At 73.1% G+C, this 15,100-nt stretch carries 15 protein-coding genes and 1 pseudogene; 5 read left to right on the top strand and 11 right to left on the bottom strand.

The genetic code is table 11. The features are described from left to right. Window positions 1–82: 82 nt before the first annotated feature. Window positions 83–1,816, top strand: a complete 1,734-nt coding sequence (locus tag AB0B57_RS18455; protein ID WP_357070669.1) for a glycoside hydrolase family 3 N-terminal domain-containing protein — start codon at window positions 83–85, stop codon at window positions 1,814–1,816. Between the two features lie 28 nt (window positions 1,817–1,844). On the opposite strand, the gene AB0B57_RS18450 is transcribed toward AB0B57_RS18455, so the two are convergent. Continuing rightward, window positions 1,845–2,504: a lipoprotein gene (locus AB0B57_RS18450; RefSeq protein ID WP_357070666.1), complete on the bottom strand. Its 660-nt coding sequence runs from the start codon at window positions 2,502–2,504 to the stop codon at window positions 1,845–1,847. 133 nt (window positions 2,505–2,637) lie between these two features. Between AB0B57_RS18450 and AB0B57_RS18445 the strand changes: the two genes are divergently transcribed. Next, complete coding sequence (locus AB0B57_RS18445; RefSeq protein WP_112582579.1) at window positions 2,638–2,856, top strand: hypothetical protein; 219 nt, start codon at window positions 2,638–2,640, stop codon at window positions 2,854–2,856. A gap of 50 nt (window positions 2,857–2,906) precedes the next feature. Here AB0B57_RS18445 and fabF read toward each other — a convergent pair whose 3' ends face one another. From fabF to AB0B57_RS18405, 8 genes and pseudogenes are all read right to left on the bottom strand, one after another. Further along, a complete protein-coding gene (gene fabF, locus AB0B57_RS18440) occupies window positions 2,907–4,133 on the bottom strand; it encodes a beta-ketoacyl-ACP synthase II (protein ID WP_357070662.1) in 1,227 nt (408 codons plus the stop codon). Between the two features lie 2 nt (window positions 4,134–4,135). Further along, window positions 4,136–4,375: an acyl carrier protein gene (locus AB0B57_RS18435; RefSeq protein ID WP_030330276.1), complete on the bottom strand. Its 240-nt coding sequence runs from the start codon at window positions 4,373–4,375 to the stop codon at window positions 4,136–4,138. 85 nt (window positions 4,376–4,460) lie between these two features. Then, complete coding sequence (locus AB0B57_RS18430) at window positions 4,461–5,405, bottom strand: beta-ketoacyl-ACP synthase III (protein WP_357070658.1); 945 nt, start codon at window positions 5,403–5,405, stop codon at window positions 4,461–4,463. Next, window positions 5,402–6,328, bottom strand: coding sequence for an ACP S-malonyltransferase (locus tag AB0B57_RS18425; RefSeq protein WP_357070654.1), 927 nt, complete (start codon window positions 6,326–6,328; stop codon window positions 5,402–5,404). Before AB0B57_RS18425 ends, AB0B57_RS18430 begins: the two co-directional genes overlap by 4 nt. A 97-nt stretch (window positions 6,329–6,425) precedes the next feature. Further along, window positions 6,426–7,697 (bottom strand): annotated as a pseudogene (locus AB0B57_RS18420) (helix-turn-helix domain-containing protein); the annotation flags it as partial. 23 nt (window positions 7,698–7,720) lie between these two features. Further along, window positions 7,721–8,569, bottom strand: a complete 849-nt coding sequence (locus AB0B57_RS18415) for a septum formation family protein (RefSeq protein WP_357070651.1) — start codon at window positions 8,567–8,569, stop codon at window positions 7,721–7,723. Between the two features lie 94 nt (window positions 8,570–8,663). Continuing rightward, window positions 8,664–9,347 carry a response regulator transcription factor gene (locus AB0B57_RS18410; protein ID WP_357070648.1) on the bottom strand — a complete coding sequence of 228 codons (684 nt, stop codon included), beginning with the start codon at window positions 9,345–9,347 and terminating at the stop codon, window positions 8,664–8,666. Beyond that, window positions 9,344–10,543 (bottom strand): histidine kinase, encoded by a 1,200-nt coding sequence (locus tag AB0B57_RS18405; RefSeq protein ID WP_357071041.1) that lies wholly within the window; start codon window positions 10,541–10,543, stop codon window positions 9,344–9,346. Before AB0B57_RS18405 ends, AB0B57_RS18410 begins: the two co-directional genes overlap by 4 nt. A gap of 120 nt (window positions 10,544–10,663) precedes the next feature. Here AB0B57_RS18405 and AB0B57_RS18400 point away from each other — a divergent pair, with 120 nt between their 5' ends. Then, window positions 10,664–11,206 carry a phosphoribosyltransferase family protein gene (locus AB0B57_RS18400; RefSeq protein ID WP_357070645.1) on the top strand — a complete coding sequence of 181 codons (543 nt, stop codon included), beginning with the start codon at window positions 10,664–10,666 and terminating at the stop codon, window positions 11,204–11,206. A gap of 225 nt (window positions 11,207–11,431) precedes the next feature. Continuing rightward, complete coding sequence (locus tag AB0B57_RS18395; RefSeq protein WP_357070642.1) at window positions 11,432–11,758, top strand: hypothetical protein; 327 nt, start codon at window positions 11,432–11,434, stop codon at window positions 11,756–11,758. Window positions 11,759–11,842: 84 nt separating this feature from the next. Here the strand turns inward: AB0B57_RS18395 and AB0B57_RS18390 are convergent, their stop codons facing one another. Next, window positions 11,843–12,490 (bottom strand): hypothetical protein, encoded by a 648-nt coding sequence (locus tag AB0B57_RS18390; RefSeq protein WP_357070639.1) that lies wholly within the window; start codon window positions 12,488–12,490, stop codon window positions 11,843–11,845. 253 nt (window positions 12,491–12,743) lie between these two features. Here AB0B57_RS18390 and AB0B57_RS18385 point away from each other — a divergent pair, with 253 nt between their 5' ends. Next, window positions 12,744–13,349, top strand: coding sequence for a copper resistance protein CopC (locus AB0B57_RS18385; protein ID WP_357070636.1), 606 nt, complete (start codon window positions 12,744–12,746; stop codon window positions 13,347–13,349). 309 nt (window positions 13,350–13,658) lie between these two features. Here AB0B57_RS18385 and gltX read toward each other — a convergent pair whose 3' ends face one another. Further along, complete coding sequence (gene gltX, locus AB0B57_RS18380) at window positions 13,659–15,068, bottom strand: glutamate--tRNA ligase (protein ID WP_357070633.1); 1,410 nt, start codon at window positions 15,066–15,068, stop codon at window positions 13,659–13,661. Window positions 15,069–15,100: the final 32 nt, after the last annotated feature.

The raw sequence follows: 15,100 nt of genomic DNA, 5'->3' as shown, positions 1-15,100 counted from the left end.
CCGCCGGCCCGCTGGCCGTACGCCGTCGGGCCGGCGGCGACCGGTAAGGTCAAGTTGCCCCGATAAGGGGGAAGCTGGTGGGATGGGCGGCGTGTCGAATCGCCCGTGGCGCGCCGCCGTCACAGTCGCCGCTCTGACCGCTCTGCTCGTCTCCGGCTGCTCAGGCGACCCGGAGCGCCCCGCGCCGCCACCCAGCCCGGCCGGCGCGACCGCCGCCCCGAGCGTCCCCGCCGCGACACCGGCCAACGACCCCGCCGCCCGTGCCGCGGCCCTGGTCGCCACGCTGTCCGACGAAGACCTCGTCGGTCAGGTGCTGATGCCGTACGCCTACGGCGACTCGGCGACGAAGGTGTCCGCCGGCTCGGCTGCCGGCAACCAGGCCCTCGCCGGGGTCGACACCCCCGCCGACATGATCGCCAAGTACCGGCTGGGTGGCCTGATCCTGGTCGGCTTCAGCGCCGACGATCCGACCAAGGGCAACCAGGAGACCACGAACGTCGACAACCCGAAGCAGGTGCACGAGCTCACCACCGGGTTGCGTACCGCCGCCGGTCGGCTCGCCGCCGGGCCCGCGCCGCTGCTGATCGGCACCGACCAGGAGTACGGCGTCGTCACCCGCGTGACCGACGGGGTCACCGTGCTGCCCAGCGCGCTCGCGGCGGGCGCGGCCGGCGACCCGAAGCTGACCGAGGCCGCCTGGCAGTCCGCCGGCGCCGAGCTGGCCGCGATGGGGATCAACGTCGACTTCGCCCCGGTGGCCGACGTGCTGGCCACCCGCAGCACCGTGATCGGCTCCCGGTCGTACGGCTCCGACCCGAAGCAGGCCGCGGCGCAGGTGGGCGGCGCCGTCCGTGGCCTCCAGACGGCCGGGGTCGCGGCCACCCTGAAGCACTTCCCCGGGCACGGCCACAGCGCCGACGACTCGCACCAGGACCTGCCGGTGCTCACCCAGTCCGCCGCCGAATTGCAGAGCGGCGCGTGGCCGCCGTTCACCGCCGGCATCGACGCCGGGGCGATGGCGGTGATGTCCGGTCACCTGGACGCCCGCGCGATCGACCCGGGGACCCCGGCGACCTTCTCCCACAAACTGCTCACCGACGTGCTGCGCGGCCAGCTCGGCTTCAAGGGCGTGGTGATCACCGACGGGATGAACATGCCGCCTGCGAAGCGCTGGGCACCCGGCGAGGCGGCGGTCCGGGCGCTGAACGCCGGCAACGACCTCATCCTGATGACCCCGAACGTCGGCCAGGCGTACGACGGGCTGCTCGCCGCGCTGCGCGGCGGAACACTGCCCCGGACCCGGCTGGTCGAGGCGGTCACCCGGGTGCTGACCATGAAGTTCCGGCTCGCGGAGACCCCGGCCGCGCAGATGTCCACGCTCAACGCCCCGGCGCACCGGGCCGCGGCCGACGCGCTGGCCGCCGCCGCCGTGACCGTGCTGCGCGGCACCTGCGGCGGCGCGATCCCCGGGCCGGTCACCGTCACCTCCTCCGGAGGACGGGACGGCACCCGGGCCGCGCTCACCGCCGCACTGACCGCCGCCGGGGTGTCGGTCAAGCCCAGCGGCGGGACGATCGTGCACCTGGTGGGCTACGGCGACGGCGCCAAGGACCTGCGCGCCGACGCGGCGGTCACGGTCGCCATGGACACCCCGTACGTGCTGGGCGAGGCGAAGTCTCCGACGTTGCTGGCCACGTACTCCTCCAGCCGGGCGTCCATGACCGCGCTGGCTGCCGTGCTGGCCGGCAAGGCCCGGCCGGGAGGCCGGTCCCCGGTGGTCGTGCCCGGTCTGCCCGCCACGACCTGTCGGACCTGACCGGCGGCGCGCCGGGTCCGCGCCCACCTCACTCGCCCTTCGCGAGCCCCCGCACCGCGAGCCGGTACGCCGGCAGCACGTCGGTCCGTTCGGCGATCAGTCCCTCGTTGACCGCGAAGACAAGCGTCTGCCCCGCCGACTGGACGGCCAGCGCCCAGTTCCGTGACTCCTCCTCGTCGGCCAGCGGGTTGGTGGCGAGCCAGGTCATCTCGGTGGCGTCGAAGCCGCCGGCGCGAAGGTTGCGGAACTGCTGGCCGGCGACCGTCTCGCCGGCCCCGGCGGCGAAACTCTCCAGCGCGGCGCGCGGCGTGACCGTCGGCGAGTCCGCCGCCCAGATCCGCAGGAATCCGCCGCCGGCCGCCCGGCCGTCCACCTCGCAGCGCACGGTGGTGCCGCCGCGCTTGGTGAGTGCCTCGCCGAGCAGCTCGGCCAGCTCGCCCTTGGGCGGCTCGACGGCCTTGGCCGTCCACCCCTCGGCCAGCGGAAACGACACCGGTACCGGGCAGGGAGAACTGGTGGCGCCGGGCGACGCCGGGGCCACCTCGTCGTACCAGGGCTCGCCCGTGGCCTGCGGGGTCGGGCCGCCGGCCTTCGGCCCGGCGGGAGCGGCGGCGTCGTCGCCGCAGCTGGCCAGCAGGCCGAGGGTGAGCGCCGCCGCCGACACGGCGACAAGGGTACGAGTGTCCATGGTGGTGATCCCCGTCAGTCGATCTTCAGTCGGCCCATCTAAGCCGGGCGGTCTCTCGACGTCAATCGGCGATCGTGTGCCCGCGCGGCGAAATCGGGTCGCCCCGCCCGGGTCGGTCTGACAACCTGACCCGATGGGAGCGGCAGCGGGATTCCGGCACGTGCAACGGGCGGACGGCACGGTGGTGATCACGCACCACGGCCGGGTCGCCGGCACGCTGCGCGGCGCGCGGGCCGCGGAGTTCCTCGCCGAGGTCGACGACGACCCACAGTTGGTGATGGCCCGCTGGACCGGCAACTACCGCCACGGCAACGAGCGCACCGCGAAACAGCACCCCCGCAACCGAGGCTGAACGACGAAAGGGGCCCCTCCTCGACGAGGAGGGGCCCCTTTCGCGGGATCTCAGGGTCGGGCGAAGACGAGCGCCACGTTGTGGCCGCCGAAGCCGAACGCGTTGTTCAACGCGGCGGGGATCTCCATGTGGCGTGCCTTGTGCGCCGCGACGTCCAGAGTGAGACCGGGCTCCGGGTCGTCGAGGTTGATCGTCGGTGGGACGACACTGTCGCGGATGGCCAGGATGGTGGCGATCGACTCCAGCGCGCCGGCCGCACCGAGCAGGTGACCGGTCATCGACTTCGTCGCGGACAACACCGGGTGGTCGCCGAGCGCCTTGTGCAGCCCGCCGATCTCCAGCATGTCACCGACCGGCGTCGACGTGGCGTGGGCGTTGACGTGCACGATGTCCCGCTTGGCCACGTCCGCGTCCGCGATGGCCTTGGCGATGGCCCGGATCGCGCCCTCGCCCTCGGCGTGTGGCTGCACGATGTCGTACGCGTCGGACGTGATGCCGGCCCCAGCGAGGCGCGCGTACACCCGGGCGCCCCGGGCGGCGGCGTGCTCGGCCCGTTCCAGCACCAGGATGCCGGCACCCTCACCGAGGACGAAGCCGTCCCGGCCCCGGTCCCACGGGCGGGAGGCGCGCTCGGGGTCGTCGTTGCGGGTGGACATGGCCCGCATCGAGCTGAAACCGGCGATCGGCAGCGGGTGGATGACCGCCTCGGTGCCGCCGGCCACCACCACGTCGGCCCGGCCGGAGCGGATGATGTCCAGACCGAGCGCGATCGCCTCGGCGCCGGTGGCGCAGGCGCTGGCCACCGCGTGCACCCCGGCCTTGGCGCCCAGTTCCAGCCCGACCCAGGCGGCCGGACCGTTCGGCATCAGCATCGGGATGGTGTGCGGGGACACCCGCCGCGGCCCGGACGCCTCGAGGATGTCGTCCTGGGCGAGCAGGGTGGTGGCACCGCCGATGCCGGAACCGACGCTGACGGCCAACCGCTCCCCGTCGAGGTCGGAGCCGGCGAGGCCGGCGTCCGCCCAGGCCTGTTGCGCCGCGATGATCGCGATCGCCTCGGACCGGTCCAGCCGGCGCAGTCGGACCCGGTCCAGCACCTCGGACGGCTCCACGGCCAGCTGGGCGGCGATGCGGACCGGCAGTTGCTCGGCCCACTCCTGGGTGAGGGCACTCACCCCGGAGCGGCCGGCGAGCATGGCGTCCCAGGTCGACGCGACGTCCCCGCCAAGCGGGGTCGTCGCGCCGAGCCCGGTGACGACGACGTCAGGACGACTCATGATCAGGACTGCGCCGCGATGTAGCTGACGGCGTCACCGACGGTCTTGAGGTTCTGTACCTCGTTGTCCGGGATTTTGACGCCGAACTTCTCCTCGGCGGCCACCACGACCTCCACCATGGAGAGCGAGTCGACGTCGAGGTCGTCGGTGAAGGACTTCCCCTCGGCCACGTCGTCCGGGTTCACTCCGGCAACCTCTTCGAGGATCTCGGCGAGGCCGGTGGTGATCTCGTCACGGGTCATTGTGGTTGGTTCCTTTCATCGGGGTTGTCCGACGGACGGCGTCGCCGACCGCCACTCCTCGACGCGTACGCGCCGGAGGGGGTCTTCAGGGGCAGCGGACGACCTGACCGGCGTAGGTCAGACCACCGCCGAAGCCGAACAGCAGCACCGGTGCGCCCGAGGGCACCTCCCGGCGCTCGACCAGCTTGGACAGGGCCAGCGGCACGCTCGCGGCAGAGGTGTTGCCGGACTCGACGATGTCCTTCGCGATGATCGCGTTGGGGATGTTGAGCCGCTTGGCGATGCCGTCGATAATCCGGGTGTTGGCCTGGTGTGGCACGAACGCGGCCAGCTCCGACGGGTCGACCCCGGCCCGCTCACAGGCCTGCAGGGCCAGCGGCGCCAGCTCGGTGGTGGCCCAGCGGAACACCGCCTGCCCCTCCTGCTGGACGTACGGGCGCCAGCCCTCGATGCGGACCGCGTCGCTCTTCTCCGGCACCGAACCCCAGACCACCGGGCCGATCCCGGCCGGCTCGTCGTCAGCGGTGGCGGTGACCACCGCGGCACCGGCGCCGTCGGCGAAGATGATGCAGGTGGAGCGGTCGGTCCAGTCGGTGAAGTCGGAGAGCTTCTCGGCGCCGATGACGAGCGCGTTGCGCGACGCGCCGGCCCGGATGGCGTGGTCGACGGTGCCCAGCCCGTACGCGAAGCCCGAGCAGGCGGTGTTCACGTCGAACGCGGCCGGGGCGGTGATGCCCAGCTTGGCGGCGACCCGGCAGGCCACGTTGGGGCTGCGGTCGATCGACGTGCAGGTGGCGACCACGACCAGGTCGATGTCGGCGGCAGTCAGGCCGGAGTTGGCAAGCGCCTTGCCGGCGGCGGCGGCGGCCATGTCGGCCACCGTCTCGCTGTCGGCGATCCGCCGGCTGACGATGCCGACGCGGTCGCGGATCCACTCGTCGTTGGTGTCGACGAGCTGGGCGATGTCGTCGTTGGTCACCACCCGGGAGGGCTGGTAGTGCCCCATCGAGACGATGCGACTGCCAGTCATGAACGACCTCCGATGCGGGCGATCAGGTCCCGTGCGGCCGGCAGGTCGTCCGGGGTGTTCAGGGTGACGATCTCCGGGGCGCCCTCGCCCTTGAGGTCCCGTTTGATCAGCCCGGCGAGCGTGCCGGCGTGCGGCAGCTCGATCACGCCGGTGACACCGAGGTCGGCCAGCGTACGCATGCACAGATCCCAGCGCACCGGCGCGGTGATCTGACGGATGAGGCGCTGCACCAGCTCGGCGCCGTTGTCGACAGCGGTGCCGTCGAGGTTCGAGAGCAGGGTCCGGGTCGGGTCGGCGGGGGTGATGCCGGCGGCGACCGCGGCGAGCGCGGTCGCGGCCGGAGCCATGTACGGGGTGTGGAACGCGCCCGCCACCTTGAGTCGGATGATCCGGGTCCGGGCCGGCGGCTCGGCGACGAGCCTGTCGATTCCGTCCAGCGTGCCGGCGGCGACGATCTGCCCGGCGCCGTTGCGGTTGGCCGGGTACAACCCGTGTGCCTCGATGGCGGCGAGCACCTCGTCGGGGTCGCCACCCAGCGTCGCGGCCATCCCGGTCGGCTCCAGCGCGCACGCGGCCGCCATCTCCCGGCCGCGTACGCCGGCGAGGGTGATCGCGGCTTCGGCGGTCAGCACGCCGGCGAGGGTGGCGGCACTCAACTCACCGACGCTGTGCCCGGCGGTGATGTCGACGCCTTCCAGTGGCAGGTGCTCGGCCGCGAGTAGCGCCGCGGCGACCAGCAGCGGCTGGGTGCGGGCGGTATCCATGATCTCGTCGGCACCGGCGGCGGTGCCCAGGTGCGTCAGGTCGACCCCGGCCAACGCCGACCACTCGCGCAGCCGCGCCTCGGTGCCGGTCAGGTCGAGCCAGGGGGTCAGGAAGCCGGGTTTCTGAGAACCCTGGCCGGGACTAAGTACGGCGAGCACGCCTATGACTCTCCCGGATTCGCGCGGGTAACGCTGTGTCGCCTCCGACCAAACCACACTAGAACCTTTGGAGGTTTCCTACAAAAGTCGGCGTGAATCAATCCTCGGTTCGGACGGTTTTCCGGTTGGCCGGGGTCATTGTCTGAGTCGTGACGGTCGAGGTGAGCGGGACGACCGGATCCAGCCGACCCACGGTGAGCGCCACCTGAAGTGCGAACGCGTCCCGGGGAGACAGCGGCGAGAAGCCGGTCACCTCGGCGATCCGCCGGAGCCGGTAACGCACCGTGTTCGGGTGGACGAACAACGCCCGGGCGGCGCTCTCCAGCGTGCCACCGGCGGCCAGGAAGGCGTCCAGGGTCGCCAGCAACTCGCCGCCGGCGCGCACCAGCGTCGCGTACACGTCGTGTCGCAGCCGCCGCCGAGCCTCCGCGTCGCCGGCCAGGGCCCGCTCCGGCAACAGATCAGCGGCCGGCACCGGACGGGGAGCACCGGGCCAGGCCGGCGCCGCCCGGAACCCGGACAGCGCCGCCCGCGCCGACTCGGTCGCCTCGTCCAGGCTCGGTACGGCCGGACCGACCACCACCGGCCCGTCACCGAACGCGCTCAGCAGCTCGGCGGTGGCGGTGAGCGGGTCCGCCGCGCCGCCCAGCACGATCACCAGCCGGTCGCCGTGCACCCCGCCGATCACCTCCACACCGATCCGGCGGGCCTGCCGGTAGACCACGTGCAGCACGGCGGAGACCTCCCCGCCCGGCGATCGGCCGACCGCCACCGCCACCGGCGGCGCGTCCGCCCAGCCGAGCGCGGCGGCCCGACTGGCCAGCACGTCGGGCGAGTCACCGCGCAACAGCGCGTCGACGAGCAGGGCCTGCAACCGGGCGTCCCACGCGCCGCGTGACTCGGCCGCCCGCGCGTAGACCCGGGCGGCGGCGAACGCGATCTCCCGGGAGAAGCGCAGCACCGCCTCGCGGAGTTGCTGCTCCTCGCCCTCGGCGGCCAGGTGCGACACCTGCTCCTCGACCACGTCGATGGTCACCTTGATCAACGCGACGGTCTGCTGGAGGGTGATCGACCGGGCCAGCGCCTGCGGGGCGGCGGCGAAGACCTCGTCGGAGACCTCCTGGGTGCTGTCCGCGGTGCCGCCACCCTCGCTCAGCCACTGCACCAGCGACCGGGCGCCGGCCTGGGCCACCAGCATCACCCAGGAGCGCTGGTCGGCCGGCAGCGCCCGGAACCACGGCAGCGTCTCATCCATCCGAGCCACGCTGGAGGTGGCCAACGCCCCCGCCGAACGCTCGATCCGGCGCAGCGTGGCCGCCAGCTCTCCACCCCCCGGCGTACTCACCGCCCTAGCCTGACACGTCGTGACCAGGCCAACCACGTCGGCACCGGTCAGCGGGTCGCCGGCAGCACGCGCCGACCGGCACCCTTCACCGACGCGGTGAGCACCCGGTCGGGGCTGTGCAGGAAACACCAGGCGCCGGCATCCGCCTGCCACTCGGGCTCACCAGACGGGACGGACGCCAACGCCTCGAACCGGTCGCCCAGGTCCCGCTCCGGCAACCCGACGTGTTGCGCGATCGTCGACTGACAATCCGCCCGCATGACCTCCTCGGTGACCTGATCGGCCTGCGGGGTGGGCCGCCAGAGGCCGGCGAACTCGGTGGCGTGCGGCCCGGTGCAGTCCGTCGGCGGCAGGTTGACGCCGCCCTCGGCGGTCTCCTCCGGTTCGGTGAAACAGGTGAGCCGCAGCGTCGAGTCACCGGTCAGGGCACCGCCGAGGCTGTTCGCCCGGGGTTCGGGGAACCACCGGTCCACCGCGTGCATCTCCAGCAGGTCGCAGCGGTACCACCGCTCACCCGCCTCCCAGTGCGCCGCCGACGGGACCAGCACCCGCATCGCCAGCCGTGACTCGCGCCACTCGCCGCCCAGGAAGAGGGCAGCCTCGGCGTCGCAGGACCCGTACGCCCGCCCGATGCCCTCGGTGTTGGCCGCCGGCGGTGCCGACGCGGCGGCGTCCGCGCCGCCGAACCGGCCGACCAGGAAGGTCTCCGTCTCGTGCTTCGAAGAGCAGGGGATCGGCGTGTACGTCTCGGGGCTGCGCTCGTCGGAGGCGGCGGCGTGACACACCCCCGCCTCGGGGGTGAAGGACGGGAGCGACTCGTCGGCGAAGATGCTGTCGCAACCGCCCGCCCCCATGATCAGCACTGCCAGGACCGTCGTCCCCCACCACCGTCGCACGTTGTCTCCGTTCTGGGCCGCCGCTGTCGGCGTCGATGGCGCGCAGCGTACGGCAGCAGGGCGACAGCACCGTCCAGGGTGGACCGGCGGCGGATCACGGTGGCGGCAGGCCCAGCTCCTGGGCCAGGATCGCGGCCTGTACCCGGCTGCGCAGGCCCAGTTTCGCCAGGATCCGGCTCACGTGCGTCTTGGTGGTGCTCTCCGCCGTCGCCAGCCGGTCGGCGATCTGCTGGTTGGACAGGCCCAGCCCGAGGCAGGCCAACACGTCACGCTCACGAGGGGTGAGGGTGCCCAGCGCGGCCCGGGTGTCCGCGGACGCACCCGGCGCGGTGGCCGCGAAGGCCGCGATCAACCGACGGGTCACCGCGGGGGCGATGAACCCGTCGCCACGCGCCACCGTCCGCACCGCGGTCACCAGGCCGTCAGCGTCGGTGTCCTTGAGCAGGAACCCGGCCGCACCGGCGCGCAGCGCGCCGAAGACGTACTCGTCGAGGTCGAAGGTGGTGAGCACCAGCACGTCGGCGAGCAGGTCGGCGACGATCGCCCGGGTCGCCCAGATCCCGTCCTGGCGGGGCATCCGCACGTCCAGCACCGCCACGTCCGGGCGTAACTCCCGGCACAGCCGCACCGCCTCGTCGCCGTCGGCCGCCTCGCCGACCACCTCCAGGTCGGGGGCGGCGCCCAGGATCAGGGCCAGTCCGGCCCGTACCGCCGGTTGGTCGTCCGCGAGCACCACCCGGACGACCGCGTCGTCCGGTGCGCGCGCCGGCCCGGTCACCCGCCCTGCCCGGTGGGCAGCGTGGCCCGGACCTGCCAGCGCCCGTCCCGCGGCCCGGCGGTGAACCGCCCGGCCAACAGCGTGACCCGTTCCCGCATCCCGATCAGCCCGGCCCCGGCACCCGGCACCCCGCCCCCGGGTACGCGCACCGGATTCTCCACGGTCACCACCACCTCCGCCGGCCGGTACGCGATGGTCAACTCCGCCTCACCCGTGCCGTGCTTGAGCGCGTTGGTCAGCGACTCCTGCACGATCCGGTACGCGGCGAGGTCCACCCCCACCGGCAGCGGGCCCGGGGTGCCATCGGTGCGTACCCGTACCGCCAGGCCGGCGGCCTGGATCCGCTCGACCAGCCCGTCCGCCTCGGCGAGCCGGGCGGTGACCACCTCCGGCACCGCCGGGCCGTCACCCGCGGGACCGTCGCCGGTCGCCGGCTCCCGCAGCACCTCGATCATCTGACGCATCTCCGCCAGGCCCTGCACGCTGCTCTCCCGGATCACGTGCAACGCCGAGGTGACCTGGCCGCGATCCAGGCCGGGTACGGACAGCACGGCGGTGGCGTGGATGGCGACCGCGCTGAGGTGGTTGGCGACGACGTCGTGCAGCTCGCGGGCCATCCGGGCCCGTTCGGCGCTGACCGCCTGCCGGCGGTCCAACTCGACCAGCCGGGCGGTCTGCTCGGCCCGCGCCCGCTCGGCGGCGGCCTGGTCGCGGTACTGCCGCACGCTGATGCCGGTCAGGACCGGCAGCAGCCCGGCGAGCACCACCAGCACCCCGATGGTGACCCCGCGCCAGTTGTCGAGGGAGACCACGCCGACGACGGCACCGAGCAGGCTCAGTCCGATGGTCACCCGCAGCAGCCACCGCCACAGCCGGGGCGGGCCGTACACGCAGGCGTCGTAGAGCACCTGCGTGTAGACCAGGATCGTGCCCAGCGAGTTGCCGAGCGCGGTGTCCACCACCAGCGCCCCGGTGCCCACGGCCAGGCTGGCGCGGGGGGCGACCCGACGCATGCCCACGGCCGCGCACATCACCAGCAGCGGCGGCAGGAACAGCGCCGACGGCACGCCCGTGTTCGGACGGACCTGCGGCTGCCAGCCCAGGGAGTAGAGCACCAGGCCGCCGGCCAGCGACGCGGCGGCGAGCGCGAGGTCGCGCCCGAGGGTGCCGGAGCCGAGCCACGGTGGCGGTCGCATACCCACGATCCCACCACAGCCGCCGACCCCCGGACACCGACCGGAGGAGGAGGCCGACGGCGTCGACATGCGTCGAAAGGGGTACGCGCAGCCCGTCCCGGCCCGACGATAATGATCATCATGACCGACCCGGAAACCCTGGCCGCCCTGGCCCGCGAGATCGACGTGACCTGCCGACTGACCGGCACGTTCGTGCTCCGCTCCGGTCGGACCGCCGACGAGTACTTCGACAAGTACCGCTTCGAGGCCGATCCCCGCCTGCTGGACCGGGTGGCCGCCCAACTCGCGCACCTGGTCCCGACCGGCACCGAGGTGCTGGCCGGGCTGGAGATGGGCGGGATCCCGGTGGTGACCGCGCTCGGCCGGCACACCGGGCTGCCCTGCGCCTTCGTCCGCAAGAGCGCGAAGCCGTACGGGACGGCCCGGCTGGCCGAGGGAACGGAGCTGGCCGGGCGGCAGGTGCTGGTGGTCGAGGACGTCGTCACCTCCGGCGGCCAGGTTGTCATCTCCACCGGCCAACTACGCGAACTGGGTGCCCGGGTGGAGCACGCCCTGTGCGTCATCGACCGCGTCGAGGGTGGGGCCGAGGCGCTCGCCGGGCACGGTGTGGCGCTGCGAGCGCTCCTGCGCCGGGCGGACCTGGAGGCGCACCGCGCCCGCTGAGCGCCGGTCGGCTCCGTCTGCGCCCGCTGTCTGCGACCTCCGGATTAACGGCGCGAAAAGAGGCTGTGAACTGCGCGGCAGGGTTCCGCGCTCACCGTCGTTTTTGCGAACTGGCCGGTGCCGACCCCGGGTACGCCGTGCGCGGCCAGTCGGTCCCGGCCAGTACGGTGACAGGGGCACGTCGGGGGAGCACCCGCGGGTGAGGCGAACGTGAGGAGACCGGGGATGGCGCACGGGGAGGCCGAGCACGGCTGCGCCCAGGGCGAGCCCTGCCGACCGGGGCACCACGACCCGCAGGCGACTGGCAAACACCGCCGGCCGGCTGCCGGCGCGACGGGGCACCCGGGGGAGCCGCTCACCGGCCGGGACGACGAGACCACGCTCCCGCGTCAGCGCTCCGCCGAGGGCGCCGCCCTGGCCGAGCCCGACGCAGACGTTCCTGCTGGTTGCCTCAGCGAACTTCCCGGCTGGGCCGGGGCGCATCGGCACGGCCCGGTCCGGCCGCGCCCGCGGGCCACCCGCCGGGAGCGCCCACCACGCCGCTGGTGCTGAGCGCCCGCCGCGCGAAACAGCGCGTGCGGTGGGTCAGCGGTTGCGGCGGGTCAGCGGTTGCGGCGGGTCAGCGCGTGCGGCGGGTCAGCGCGTGCGGCGGCGGATCAGCAGGGCGATCCCGGCCAGGCCGACCGTGATCGTCAGCATCACCCCGACGTTGAGCAGCAGCAGGCGTTGTAGGTCGCCAAGCGCGTCGTCGAGGTCCTTCGCCGGGTCGAGCGTGTCCTCCGGGAGCACCCGTTCGCCACCGCCCGCACCACCGCTGACCGTGTCGAACTGCCGCTCCAGCGGCACACCGGCGGTGCGCAGGGTCTCGGACATGCTCAGCCGTCCCAGGAACCAACCAGCGCTGGCCTTGCCGGCCGGCTGCTTCGCCGGCCGGTAGACCCGCGGGCCACCGACCGCGCGGGGATAGAGGTCGTAGGTCTGCTGCGGCGTCTCGCCGGCGAACACCACGACCGTGTACTTCGGACCGAGGTCGGCCGGCTTCGGGCCGGTCGGCATGCCGGTGCGCCCCAGGAAGTTGACCTGGTCGATGACCGCGCCGACGTGGGCGGGTTGGGTGTCCACGCGCAACCGCAGCGGCGCGGCGAGCCCCTCGCCCGTGATGTCCACCCCGGCCGGTGCCGTGTTCGGCGCCGCCGAGACCGGGCCGGCGGTGCCGAGCGACAGCAGCGCCGTCGCCAGCGCGCCCGCCAGCACGGCGGCCAACCGCCTCATGTGTCGGACCATCCCGCCTCCTCGCCCCGTTCGATGGATGGCTTCGGTGTGACGCCTGAAGCGGTCTGCCGGTGCGGGCATCGACCAGATGGCCGGGCCTACTCCTACAGACTCCGCAGAACGTCGATGGGTTGCAGCTTCTGGAACAGTAATTGGAACTATCTGCGATCTCTGCTCAACTAATGAGGAGCCGTTTGATCAGCGGGCGGATCGTACCCTTACGGAGGGGTTCATGGGGGGCAGGGTTACACGTACGGTGCGGGTCATGCCAGTGGTGCTCGGCGTGGCGTTCGGTGTGTCGTTCCTGATGCCGGCAACTCCGGCCGCCGCGCACAACTCGCTGACCGGCAGCGATCCGCGCGACGGTGCCCGAGTGGCGAAGGCACCGGCCCGGATCGAGCTGCGGTTCCTCGCCAAGCCGGCAAAGGCTACGACGAAGATCACAATAACGGGACCGAACAATGTGGTCGCTGGCGGCCCACCCGTCTTCGACGGCAGCCGCGTGCGGGTGCCGTTCACGCCGACGGCCGCGGGGCTCTACGTCGTCGGCTACCAGCTCGCGTCCAGCGACGGGCACCCGGTGAAGGGCGAGGTGCGGTTCACCCTGACGACCGGGACCGCCGCCGACCCGTCCGCCTCGCCGTCGGCCGCCGTCGGCGCCAGCCCGGCCGGCTCACCCTCGGCCGTCGGCACACCCTCCGCCGGGCCCGCGTCGGCGACACCTGCCAGCTCGACGGCCTCCGCGGTGCCGGCGGCGTCGGAGCAGTCCGACTCCGGCGGTCGCCTGTGGACCGGGGCGCTCGGCGGCCTGCTGCTGCTCGCCGCACTCGCAACCGCCCTCATGTTCCGTCGGCGCCGACGCGTTCGGTGACCCGCTGAAACTCACCGCCCCCGGTGGGTGAGGGGTATCGGTCATCCTTTGCTCTGCACCCGCGGATGCGACAGCTACGGTCTGTGACCGGCGCGTATTGGGGTGCAGAGCAAAGGAAGGGCGACGCGCGAGGGCGCCAGCGACGCGCGAGGGCGCCAGCGACGCGCGAGGGCGCCAGCGACGCGCGAGGGCGCCAGCGACGCGCGAGGGCGCCAGCGACGTGCGAGGGCGACGCGCGACGGCGACGCGCGAGGGCGCCGGCGAGGGCGGTGACCCGGTCGCCGTTCTTGACGCGTCGACGAGCGACGGTCAGACCAGGCGGAGTCGGGCGGCGCGCATCCGGGTCAGGGTGCGCTCGCGACCGAGGACCTCCAGCGACTCGAACAGCGGCAGACCCACGGTGCGGCCGGTGACCGCGACGCGTACCGGTGCCTGTGTCTTGCCGAGCTTGAGGCCACGCTCGGCGCCGACCGCCTCCAGCGTCGACTTCAGCGCCTCGGCGTCCCACGACTCCAGCGACTCGAACGCCGCGATGGCCGCGTCCAGCAGCTCGGCCGAGCCGTCCTTCATCGTCTTGGCCCAGGCGGCCTCGTCGATCAGCGGCGAGGCGAGGAAGAGGAAGTCGACGTTCGGGACGATCTCGCTGAGCACCGCGAGCCGGGTCTGGGCCAGCGGGGCGACTGCGGCGAACGCGTCGGCGTCGAACTCCTCCGGCTGCCAGGGCGGCGGCGCGATGGTCCCGGTGCCGGTCAGCCACGGCTGGCAGGCGTCGATGAAGTCGGGCACGGACAGCGCCCGAATGTACTCACCGTTGAACGCGCGCAGCTTCTTCTCGTCGAAGAACGCGGGGGAGGGGTTGACCTCCTCCAACCGGAACTCGTCCTCGATGACCGACCAGGCAACGATCTCGCGGTCGCCCGACGGCGCCCAGCCGAGCAGCATCAGGTAGTTGCGCATCGCCCCGGCGAGGTAACCCTCGTCGCGGTACGCCTCCAGGGCGACCTTGTCCCGCCGCTTGGAGAGCTTCTGCCGCTTCTCGTTGACGACCACCGGCACGTGCGCCCAGATCGGCGGCTTGACCCCGAGCGCGTCCCACAGCAGCTGCTGCTTGGGCGTGTTGGGCAGGTGTTCCTCGGCCCGGATCACGTGGGTGATCCCCATGGTCATGTCGTCGACGACGTTGGCCAGCAGGAAGACGGGCGAGCCGTCGCCCCGGGCGATGACGAAGTCCTCGATGAGCTTGTTCTCGAAGGTGGGCTCACCGCGGATCAGGTCGACCACCACGGTCGTGCCCTCGTCGGGCGTACGGAAGCGCAGCGCGTGCCCCGGGCCGGGGCCGAGGCCACGGTCGCGGTGGTAGCCGTCGTAGCCCTGGTACTGCGAGCCGGTGCGGGCCTGCACGTCCTCGCGGGTGCAGTCGCAGTAGTAGGCGCGACCCGAGTCGTAGAGGCGAGCGGCGGCGGCCCGGTGCTCGCCGGCGTTCTCCGACTGGAAGTACGGACCCTCGTAGCTGCCCCGGGAGATGCCGATCCAGTCCAGCGCGGAGAGGATGCCCTCGGTCCACTCGGGCTTGTTGCGCGCCGCGTCGGTGTCCTCGACGCGCAGCACGAACACCCCGCCCTGCTGCTTGGCGTAGATCCAGTTCTGCAGTGCCGAGCGGGCACCGCCGACGTGGAACATACCGGTCGGGGAGGGGGCGAAGCGCACACGTACCGTCACGTCCCCCAGCCTACGGCGGGCGGCGACCGCTT

The sequence above is a fragment of the Micromonospora sp. NPDC049101 genome (genome assembly GCF_040648675.1).
GTDB lineage: Bacteria > Actinomycetota > Actinomycetes > Mycobacteriales > Micromonosporaceae > Micromonospora.
The sequence above is the reverse complement of the archived record's forward strand: the minus strand, read 5'-3'. Positions and strand labels throughout refer to the sequence as shown.

Bases quoted from the DNA above. Each gene is read 5' to 3' on its own strand.
- AB0B57_RS18445 (WP_112582579.1), top strand. From the start codon at position 2,638: ATGGGAGCGGCAGCGGGATTCCGGCACGTGCAACGGGCGGACGGCACG.
- AB0B57_RS18430 (WP_357070658.1), bottom strand. From the start codon at position 5,405: ATGACTGGCAGTCGCATCGTCTCGATGGGGCACTACCAGCCCTCCCGG.
- fabF (WP_357070662.1), bottom strand. From the start codon at position 4,133: ATGAGTCGTCCTGACGTCGTCGTCACCGGGCTCGGCGCGACGACCCCG.
- AB0B57_RS18390 (WP_357070639.1), bottom strand. From the start codon at position 12,490: ATGGTCCGACACATGAGGCGGTTGGCCGCCGTGCTGGCGGGCGCGCTG.
- AB0B57_RS18435 (WP_030330276.1), bottom strand. From the start codon at position 4,375: ATGACCCGTGACGAGATCACCACCGGCCTCGCCGAGATCCTCGAAGAG.
- AB0B57_RS18405 (WP_357071041.1), bottom strand. From the start codon at position 10,543: ATGCGACCGCCACCGTGGCTCGGCTCCGGCACCCTCGGGCGCGACCTC.
- AB0B57_RS18385 (WP_357070636.1), top strand. From the start codon at position 12,744: ATGCCAGTGGTGCTCGGCGTGGCGTTCGGTGTGTCGTTCCTGATGCCG.
- AB0B57_RS18455 (WP_357070669.1), top strand. From the start codon at position 83: ATGGGCGGCGTGTCGAATCGCCCGTGGCGCGCCGCCGTCACAGTCGCC.
- AB0B57_RS18400 (WP_357070645.1), top strand. From the start codon at position 10,664: ATGACCGACCCGGAAACCCTGGCCGCCCTGGCCCGCGAGATCGACGTG.
- AB0B57_RS18450 (WP_357070666.1), bottom strand. From the start codon at position 2,504: ATGGACACTCGTACCCTTGTCGCCGTGTCGGCGGCGGCGCTCACCCTC.
- AB0B57_RS18395 (WP_357070642.1), top strand. From the start codon at position 11,432: ATGGCGCACGGGGAGGCCGAGCACGGCTGCGCCCAGGGCGAGCCCTGC.